Genomic DNA, 8,604 nt, shown 5'->3' with positions numbered 1-8,604 from the left:
CGATACGCGCGCGTCTCGCTGCGCTCGGCGAGCGCACTCGACCATCTGCGTTTACCGCTAGCCGTCACGACCTACTGCTGGTCGAGTGCCCGGCGAGGCGTTAGCCGAGCTGGGTGTATCGAGACCTCGCACGCCGAACTTCGTTGCTGGGCAATGGTGTCCGGTCACCCATGCCGCGACGCCGTCACCGTGAACTTGGCATTACGCGCGATCTGCCGCGTGGGCCCGACGATGCGCTGCAAGGCACCGCGATAGCGCAGGTGCGAATTCCAGACGCACCAAAGTTCGCCATCGGGAGCCAAAACCCTTGCGGCATCCTCGAATAGATGCGTCGCGATCGCGCCCGACAGCGTGGCGTCGCTGTGAAACGGCGGATTGAGAACGACCAATCCGACGCTCTCGTCGGCAAGGTGCTTGACGCCGTCGGCCTGTGTCACGGTCATCCGATTGTCGACGTCATTCGCCTGCGCCGTCAGGCGTGCGGATGCGACCGCCGCTGCCGATCGGTCGCTCGCGAGGACCCGGACCGCCGGTCGGTTCTTCGCCAGCCATGCGCCGACAATCCCGCTGCCACAAGCCAAGTCAACTACTTCGGAGGTGGCGGGGGCCACTGCGTCCAGGTTGTCGAGTAGAAACCGTGTCCCGACGTCCACTTTGGTCCCGGCGAACACACCGCCATGCGCGACGATGGTGAGATCGAGATCGGCGTGCGCCTGTCGATTCGGCCACCGGGATATGCCCGACGACACGGGTCCCGATGCGGTCAGCACCCGCGACTTTTGCCGGGCATGGCTAACATCAACGCGCGAAAAGTGCTTTCGCAGAACGTCATTCATAGACGTAGACATGTGCTTGGTCCGTCCGCCGGCCACCAAGGTAGCCACCGGATCCGCGTGTCGCGCAACAAGTCCGGCGATCTCGTCGAGACGGTCCAGAGACCGCGGGAGGCGCATCAAGACAAGCCGGGCCCCGGTGAGAAGTTCGGATGTCAGTGGCAGCGAGGTCACCGCGGATAGTCCCAACCGGGCGGCGTTCTCGGCCAACGCACGTTCTCCGGTTATCAGGTCCTGATGCACCCGGATTGCCTTCACCCCGCCAGCAGCCGCGCTCAAACTCAGCGCGCCGTAATTGTCGTCGATCACGACGAGGTCGCCCGACCGTGCCGCCGCGAGCAGGCCCGCCGCTTCGTCGAGTATCAGCCGGTCGGCGGCGTCCGACGCGGAAAGGTCGGGCCCCTCCACGTCGGGGTGTCGCCGCAGCACGCTGAGATCCACGGCGACGACGTTACCGGGTGGGCGAAGTCGGATGCCCATTCACTATGCTTGATCCGATATTGATAGATGAGAAGCGGGGACGTTGTGACTCAGTTCGATGAAGTATCCCGACCAGAGATCTCCCGTGTCTGGGTCGTTGGGCCAAGAACTGCGCGAGACCTGTCAATCGCTATCACCGTCGAATCTTTGACCCGTCGCCTTTTCGGCATCCTGATGGCAGTTGTGGTGCTGGCCGCGCTGGCATTCTCGGTGATCTATAGCGAGTGGTGGTGGTTCGCGGGGGCAGTCGGCTACGTATCGCTATTGACCGGCCTGGTGTTCTGGCAGTCGTTACGTCGTTTGCGCCTTCCCTATCGTGCAGGTGCCGAATGGGGCGTAGGTCTCGACGATCAGTGCCTCCGTATAGCGGACGGCAGAACTGAAGGACTCTACCGTTACTCGACGATCGCCCGCATGGATGAGCGGGGAGGATTGGTCATCATGAAAATCGTTCGCGGCCAACGTGTTGCATGGCCGCGCGAACTATTCGGCGATGACCTGTTAGCCCAGGTTCGACGTAGGGTGGACAGCCGTTGATCGGTGCCGCGCGATAGTCTCGCTCAGAACGTCCACCGGTCAAACTGATAGATTTGGGCCGTGCCACGGACTACGCGAATCGTTCTCGCCTGCGTATTCCTAGTCATCGCGGCGGTCGTCGTGGCATTTGTCGGACATTCTCGGCCTTCGCACCCAACGGAACTCGCAGCGGGTGACACCTATGTCGCGATGGGAAGTTCCTACGCCGCCGGTCCGGGGATATCGCCGGTGGTGGATCGTGCTTGCCTGCGTTCGGGCCGCAACTATCCGCATCAGGTCGCTCAGTCACTTGATCTACATCTCGTCGACGTAACTTGCTCGGGGGCCACCACCGCCGACATCATCTCGCGAACTCAACGGATCCGGCATGGACGGCATTCGCTTCCGCGTCAGATCGAAGCGGTGACGTCCGACACGCGGTTGGTGACAATCACCATCGGCGGCAACGACATTGACTACATCGGGCGGATGACGTCCGACAGTTGCCATACCGCCGTCACCGCGCCCATCCCGGGCGGCGAAGCTGTTGGGCAAGTCGCGGGACGGACCTGCCATACGGCCCTCGAATCCGAGCGGCCGGCACGTCGATCGTCGACGCTGCGTCAAGTTCGCAATGCGCTGATCAAGATCGTTCAGGCAGTGCATGACCGGGCTCCGGACGCGAAAGTCTTCCTGGTGCAGTATCTTCCGGTACTAGGTCGCGAAGCGGCCACGTGCCCGATCGTTCCGTTGCCGCCGCAGCGGGCGGCAGAACTAGCCGATGAGTATCGACGACTCGTCGCGGCGACATCGTCGGCGGCGGCACGCTCTGGCGCAACGGTCGTCGACGCGCCGACCGGGCATCTGGGTTGCGATGCCGTACCGTGGGTGACCGGCTTTCAGTTGGGCAATCCCTTTGCCGGCGGCGCGATTCCGTATCACCCGAACCTCGATGGAGCCACCGGGCAGGCAACCGAAGTCGTCGACGCGGTGCGTGCGGTCTGGTCGACGGCGAAACGTCAGGGTACCGGTCGCGTGGATTGATCAGCGGGCGAAGCGTGAGCCCAACGCCGACAGCCGTTCGTGTGCCCCGGTCATAATTGACTGAATCAACTCGTCACAACTCGGCAAATTGTCGATCATGCCGACGACTTGGCCCGATGCGAGCACTCCGGCTTCGGTATTGCCTTCTACCAGACCGGCTTTGAGCAACATGGGCGTGTTACCCGCCATGATGATCTGCTGCCAGGTGCGCTCGCCCGACTTCTTCATCGACGCGCCGTCGCGAAGCATAGTGGTCCAGCGCATGCCGGTCATCTGTTTGAACTCGTTGGCATTTCGAGCCGCAGCGACCAAAGCTTTTGCCTTGCTGCCACTTTCGAGCGCGTCGACGAGTTGTGTCCGGAGTACTCGATGTGGCATGCCGTCGACTTTGGTCGACACGACGGTGTCGGTCAGGCTGCGTTTCAGGTACTCCTGTTTGACACTTTCGGGTACCGCGCTGTCGGAGGTGAGCAAGAATCTGGTGCCCATCGCAACGCCCTCGGCGCCATAGGCCAGTGCTGCGACCAGCCCGCGACCGTCGAAGAACCCGCCGGCCGCGACGACCGGAATCGTGGTGTTGCCATCGCCATCCGAGATGGCATCGATCACCGATGGCAGCAGCAGTGTCGTCGCGACCTGTCCGGTGTGACCGCCGCCTTCGCCGCCCTGCACGATGACGGCATCGGCACCCCAACTCGCCACTTTGACGGCGTGTTTGGCGGCGCCGATCGACGGAATAACCACTACGCCATTGTCTTTCAGCTTGGCGATCAAGTCCTTTTTGGGTGCCAACGCGAACGACGCGACCTTAACCTTCTCCCGAATCACCAGATCGATACGGTCGGCGGCGTCGGTCGCGTCGGCGCGCATGTTGACGCCGAATGGCTTGTCGGTCAACGACTTAGTCTTCTTGATCGCGGCTTCCAACTCGGCGAACGTCATTGTCGCCGACGCCAGAATGCCTAAGCCGCCCGCGTTGGCTGTCGCGGCGGTGAGCGACGGTCCTGAGACCCAACCCATGCCGGTTTGCACAATCGGGTATTCGACGCCGACAAGGTCGGTGAAACGGGTGGCAAGGGTGGCTGCACGAACCGGCGTTGCCTCGGTCATTTCACTTCTCGATTCCGAATCCCCTTGGGATCGAGTACTTCCCGGATTAGTCGAAGTTCCTCATCGCTCGGCGTTCGAGTTGTGGGTGCCGAATCCAGTTCAGCCACTGCGAAACTTGTGTTCTCCTTGACCTCTACCGGATCGACGCCGGGGTGCAGCGAGAGGGCCCGCATGGTGTGGCCCGGCCCGCCGAAGTCGAAGACACCGAGGTTGGTCACCACTCGGTGGATATTGAGATCGTCGAAGGCCGGGTTGTCAGTGTCGACCTTGTCAAAACCGACACCGGCCACGATGTCAACCTGTCCGAAGACCCGCGCGGAATGCCTTGCGACCCAATAACTTGTCGGATGATTGATGGTATTGCCCGGCGCCCCGCGAACGCCGAACATCTGTCGAGTCGGGTGTTGCAATGGACCGAATGCCGACAGATTCTGATTGCCATACTGGTCAATCTGATTGGCGCCCATGACGACATGACGTCGGCCCGAGGCGACCACATCGAATACCTTGCGAAACGGCATCCACCCCTCGATGGGCGCACTCTTGCCGATCGCGGGCGTATCCGCGAAGACCAGCGCTTCGCCGTCGGTAATCAATAGATCGGGTTCGGTGGTGAGCCGGGCCAGGCGGGCACCGAGTAGTGGCGTCGGAGCCATTGGCGATGCCATGATCTCGCCTGCGCCGGCGAAGATGTCGGCGCAGGAGATGACGCAATACTCCGCACGCGTGATTTCGGTTGTCCCAGTGCTCATTTAGACTCCTCCTGCTCGCTCGCCCACGCGGCGATTTCGGTCTGATAGGTGACCTCATCGACGTCGAGGAAGCGACTCTTAAAGAGTTCCCATGTCGCCGGATCTTTGGCGGATTCCACGTAGAACTGCTGGAAGCTCTCATCGCGTCCATAGTCGCCCGCGAAAGTGAAATGTGCTCCATTAGGAGTTTCGACGACTCGATCGACGTTCATGCGGTTGAGTAAAAGACGTTGGGTGGGAAGGAGTTCCACGAGCTCTTCGGTCGACAACAGCTTGTCGGTCTCCAGGTAACGCCGGTTGGCCGCGGCCAGATACAGATCATCCATATAGGGATCGACTCCGGTATAGCCGGCGTTGCCGTGTCGATCGGCGACATCGAGATGGACGAAGGCGGCGTCGAGTGTGAGGGCGGGCATCGCGATCAGCGTTTGCGTGCGGCCATCCGCGTCGGGGTACGGCGACTCGACCGTCTTAAGTTCGCCCTCCCAGAAGTTCAGGACGTCAGAGCCGAGACCGGCACGGATCGGCAGGAACGGCAAGCGGGCTGCTGCGGCCTCCAGGCCGCACTTGACCATGCCCTCGTCCATCTCACGGGCCTCGAGAATGCCCGACGTACGTGCCTTGCTGAACCACGGATCGTAGAAGGGCGCCGAGTCGAGCGAGACGAATCCGTAGTAGGCGCGTTTCACTTTGCCTGCGGCGCACAGTAATCCGAGGTCGGGGCCACCGTAGGTCACCACGGTCAGATCTTTGACCGCTGATCGGGCAATCGCTCGTACGAGGGCCATCGGCTTGCGGCGCGAACCCCATCCGCCAATGCCGATGGTCATGCCGTCGGACAGTTCCGCGACGATTTCATCGAGCGTCGAGGTCTTATCGGTTTTTGTTGCGGTGGAGGTCATTTCGTCGCCCCTGTCGACTTCTCAACGAAGGCATCGCGATGTTCGTCCGCGACGCCCGCAAGGTTCAGTTCGTAGGTGTAGCGCTGCTCGAGTAGGTAGCTGGTCTTCACATCGACCGGGTCGATGTTGTTGATGGCGGCCTTGGCCGCGCGGATGACGCGGGTGTCCTTCGTGGCGATGCTCCGCGCGAGTTCCAGTGCGGCGTCGAGCAATTCGCTCCGGGAGACAACGCGATAGACCGAGCCGAAATGATGTAGTTGCTGCGCAGTGGCATTCTGCGCCGTGTAGTACAGCGTGCGCATCATGTGTTGGGGTACCAGCCGGGCCAGGTGCGTCGCGGCACCGAGTGCGCCACGGTCGACTTCGGGCAGGCCGAAAACCGCGTCGTCGGAGGCGACGATGACGTCGGCGTTCCCGACTAGGCCGATGCCGCCGCCCACACAGAAGCCATTCACCGCGACGATCACCGGGACCGCGCAGTCGTAAACGGCGCCGAAAGCCGCAGCGCAACCCTTGTTGGCGGCGATGAGAGCGTCGAATCCTTCGGTGGCCTGCATTTCCTTGATGTCGACGCCGGCGTTGAAGCCGCGACCTTCGGCACGCAGGATGACGACCGACGTGCTCGGGTCGGAGCCGGCAGTGGTGATGACGTCGGCCAACTCGAACCACGCCGCGCTCGGCAGGGCGTTGACCGGCGGAAAGTCCATAGTGACGACGGTGATGCCGGGTTCGTCACAGGTGGCGGTTATTGGCACTCGGTGCTCCCTTGTGGACTGATGGGCGGACCAACCAAGCAAGTGCTTGGTTGTTTGATAGGGTAGCACCCATGTCGAGTCGAGCAACTTCCGGAGCAGCGCAGATTGACGCCAATCTAGGGCTGGCCGGGCATGTCGTCTTGGTCACCGGCGGCGTTCGGGGCGTGGGGGCCGGCATCAGCGACGTTCTGGCGACCTTCGGTGCAACGCCGATTGTGTGTGCCCGCAAGGCCGCCGACAGCCCGTTCGAGTTCCACAGCTGCGACGTTCGGGAGCCCGACTCGGTTGCCGCGATGGTTGAATCGATCGTGCACGAGCACGGTCGGCTTGATGGTGTCGTGAACAATGCGGGCGGATCGCCGTTCGCATTGGCTGCCGAGGCATCGGATCGGTTCTCTTCGAAGATCTTCGACTTGAATCTGCTCGCGCCGCTGATCGTGGCCCGTGCGGCCAATACGGTTATGCAGCAGCAGGATTCGGGCGGGGCGATCGTCAACATCTCCAGTGTCAGCGGTCATCGACCGTCGCCGGGGACTGCCGCGTACGGTGCGGCCAAGGCCGGGCTGGATAACCTGACCGCGACTCTCGCCGTCGAATGGGCACCTAGAGTGCGACTCAACTCGGTGGTCTGCGGTCCGGTGGAAACCGAGCTGTCGCACCTGCATTACGGCGACGAGGCGGGCGTTGCGGCCGTTGGCGAGACGATCCCGTTGGGCCGCTTGGCATCTCCCGAAGATGTCGGCAACGCGGTGGCCTTCTTGCTCTCGCCGTTGGCTGGGTATATCAGCGGCTCGACGCTGACCGTCCACGGCGGTGGCGAGAAACCAGCGTTTCTCGCCGCCGGAAATTCCGGCAACACGATCTGACTGAAGTTCACGTACCCGAGAGGATTTCCGAAATAGTATGAGCACCAAGCTGAATGGGGGCCGGGCGGTCATAGTGACCGGCGCCGGCCAGGGTATTGGACGAGCCCATGCGCTTGCGTTTGCAGCCGATGGCGCCAATGTCGTTGTGAACGACTTCAATTCCGACGCGGCTCAGGCCGTTGCCAACGAGATCATCGCATCGGGTGGTGCGGCGGTGGCGAATGGAGCCGACGTCGCGGATTGGGGTGCCGCTGCGGATCTCGTCGATACGGCAGTTCGTGAATTCGGGCGGCTGGACACCTTGGTCAACAACGCGGGCTTCGTTCGCGACAAGATGTTGGTATCGCTCTCCGAGGAGGAGTGGGATTCTGTAGTCCGGGTGCATCTTAAAGGGCATTTCGCAATGCTGCGTCATGCTGCCGCGTATTGGCGCGGCAAGGCTAAGGCAGGGGAGATTCCGCAGGCGCGGATCATCAATACTTCTTCTGGCGCAGGGATTTTCGGGTCAGTAGGTCAGGGAAACTACGCCGCCGCCAAGGCAGCGATCGCCGAGCTGACGATTCAAGCGGCCGCCGAACTTGGCGGATATGGCATCACCGCCAACGCGATCGCTCCGGCCGCGCGAACACAGATGACGCTCGGTGCGGGTGAGGCGATGGCCGCGCAGATGGCTGCTCCGGCCGACGGTTCTTTCGATGCGATGGATCCGGCCAATATCTCGCCGCTCGTTGTGTGGTTGGGGTCGCCGGCGTCGGGTGACGTCACCGGTCGAGTCTTTGAGGTCGAGGGTGGCACTATCACCGTCCTCGACGCTTGGCAACGCGCGGCATCGCAGGACAAGGGATCACGTTGGGAGCCAAGCGAACTCGGTGACGTGGTGACCGACCTCTTGGCGAAGTCACCGGAGCCGGTCAAAGCGTACGGAGCGCGCTGAGATGACCGTCGACGATGCTCGGATCAAAGCTGCTCGCGCCTACGTCGACGCGCTGGTCAGTCACGACCCGTCGTCGGTGCCGCTGCATCCGGACTGTATCCGCACCGAGTTGGGTGTGCGGACCGGCCGCAACGGTGACCACATCGCCCGAAGTTTGGCAAAAGGCCCGCAGTTCAAGTTGATTCACGCGATCAGTGAATTCGACGCGTCGGTCGACGACGCGGGCGTGGTGCACACGACCTATTGGGTCAACGTCCACCCCAAGCCGCTGAGGTTGGCCGCCAAGGTCATTGAGTCATTCGAGTTCGACGACAGCGGACGTATCCGCGTAATCGTCGCAAAGTTCGGAGTGCCCCGCCGTCGGACAATGGCCACTGGTTGAGTGAGGTCTCGATACACCCGGCTCGGCTGG

10 protein-coding genes are annotated in these 8,604 nt (G+C 62.4%); 5 read left to right on the top strand and 5 right to left on the bottom strand.

Annotated elements, in window-relative coordinates; translation table 11 throughout:
- Nucleotides 1-164: 164 nt before the first annotated feature.
- Nucleotides 165-1,313 carry a class I SAM-dependent methyltransferase gene (locus tag GOEFS_RS19525; RefSeq protein ID WP_007319679.1) on the bottom strand — a complete coding sequence of 383 codons (1,149 nt, stop codon included), beginning with the start codon at nt 1,311-1,313 and terminating at the stop codon, nt 165-167.
- A gap of 147 nt (nt 1,314-1,460) precedes the next feature.
- Here GOEFS_RS19525 and GOEFS_RS19520 point away from each other — a divergent pair, with 147 nt between their 5' ends.
- Complete coding sequence (locus GOEFS_RS19520; RefSeq protein WP_138918080.1) at nt 1,461-1,850, top strand: hypothetical protein; 390 nt, start codon at nt 1,461-1,463, stop codon at nt 1,848-1,850.
- Between the two features lie 60 nt (nt 1,851-1,910).
- On the top strand, nt 1,911-2,873 hold the full coding sequence (locus GOEFS_RS19515) for an SGNH/GDSL hydrolase family protein (RefSeq protein WP_007319677.1): 963 nt from the start codon (nt 1,911-1,913) through the stop codon (nt 2,871-2,873).
- On the opposite strand, the gene GOEFS_RS19510 is transcribed toward GOEFS_RS19515, so the two are convergent.
- The 4 genes from GOEFS_RS19510 to echA20 are packed head-to-tail and all read right to left on the bottom strand — an operon-like array spanning nt 2,874 to nt 6,392.
- Nucleotides 2,874-3,983: an NAD(P)H-dependent flavin oxidoreductase gene (locus GOEFS_RS19510; protein WP_007319676.1), complete on the bottom strand. Its 1,110-nt coding sequence runs from the start codon at nt 3,981-3,983 to the stop codon at nt 2,874-2,876.
- Nucleotides 3,980-4,735, bottom strand: a complete 756-nt coding sequence (locus GOEFS_RS19505; RefSeq protein WP_007319675.1) for a CoA-transferase subunit beta — start codon at nt 4,733-4,735, stop codon at nt 3,980-3,982. The genes GOEFS_RS19510 and GOEFS_RS19505 overlap by 4 nt, the downstream gene beginning before the upstream one ends.
- Nucleotides 4,732-5,637 (bottom strand): CoA transferase subunit A, encoded by a 906-nt coding sequence (locus tag GOEFS_RS19500; RefSeq protein WP_007319674.1) that lies wholly within the window; start codon nt 5,635-5,637, stop codon nt 4,732-4,734. The genes GOEFS_RS19505 and GOEFS_RS19500 overlap by 4 nt, the downstream gene beginning before the upstream one ends.
- Entirely contained in the window at nt 5,634-6,392 is a 759-nt protein-coding gene (echA20, locus tag GOEFS_RS19495; protein WP_007319673.1) for a (7aS)-7a-methyl-1,5-dioxo-2,3,5,6,7,7a-hexahydro-1H-indene-carboxyl-CoA hydrolase, read from the bottom strand. Before echA20 ends, GOEFS_RS19500 begins: the two co-directional genes overlap by 4 nt.
- 71 nt (nt 6,393-6,463) lie before the next feature.
- Here echA20 and GOEFS_RS19490 point away from each other — a divergent pair, with 71 nt between their 5' ends.
- The 3 genes from GOEFS_RS19490 to GOEFS_RS19480 are packed head-to-tail and all read left to right on the top strand — an operon-like array spanning nt 6,464 to nt 8,574.
- Nucleotides 6,464-7,258, top strand: coding sequence for an SDR family oxidoreductase (locus GOEFS_RS19490; RefSeq protein ID WP_007319672.1), 795 nt, complete (start codon nt 6,464-6,466; stop codon nt 7,256-7,258).
- A gap of 37 nt (nt 7,259-7,295) precedes the next feature.
- Complete coding sequence (locus GOEFS_RS19485; RefSeq protein WP_007319671.1) at nt 7,296-8,192, top strand: SDR family oxidoreductase; 897 nt, start codon at nt 7,296-7,298, stop codon at nt 8,190-8,192.
- A gap of 1 nt (nt 8,193) precedes the next feature.
- Nucleotides 8,194-8,574, top strand: a complete 381-nt coding sequence (locus GOEFS_RS19480; RefSeq protein WP_007319670.1) for a DUF8021 domain-containing protein — start codon at nt 8,194-8,196, stop codon at nt 8,572-8,574.
- Nucleotides 8,575-8,604: the final 30 nt, after the last annotated feature.

It is taken from the genome of Gordonia effusa NBRC 100432, assembly GCF_000241305.1.
Taxonomy (GTDB): Bacteria; Actinomycetota; Actinomycetes; order Mycobacteriales; family Mycobacteriaceae; genus Gordonia; species Gordonia effusa.
The sequence above is the reverse complement of the archived record's forward strand: the minus strand, read 5'-3'. Positions and strand labels throughout refer to the sequence as shown.

Excerpts from the sequence above, each read along its gene's own strand:
- GOEFS_RS19485 (WP_007319671.1), top strand. The coding sequence starts at position 7,296 with ATGAGCACCAAGCTGAATGGGGGCCGGGCGGTCATAGTGACCGGCGCC.
- GOEFS_RS19525 (WP_007319679.1), bottom strand. The coding sequence starts at position 1,313 with ATGGGCATCCGACTTCGCCCACCCGGTAACGTCGTCGCCGTGGATCTC.
- GOEFS_RS19510 (WP_007319676.1), bottom strand. The coding sequence starts at position 3,983 with ATGACCGAGGCAACGCCGGTTCGTGCAGCCACCCTTGCCACCCGTTTC.
- GOEFS_RS19480 (WP_007319670.1), top strand. The coding sequence starts at position 8,194 with ATGACCGTCGACGATGCTCGGATCAAAGCTGCTCGCGCCTACGTCGAC.
- GOEFS_RS19505 (WP_007319675.1), bottom strand. The coding sequence starts at position 4,735 with ATGAGCACTGGGACAACCGAAATCACGCGTGCGGAGTATTGCGTCATC.
- GOEFS_RS19490 (WP_007319672.1), top strand. The coding sequence starts at position 6,464 with ATGTCGAGTCGAGCAACTTCCGGAGCAGCGCAGATTGACGCCAATCTA.
- GOEFS_RS19500 (WP_007319674.1), bottom strand. The coding sequence starts at position 5,637 with ATGACCTCCACCGCAACAAAAACCGATAAGACCTCGACGCTCGATGAA.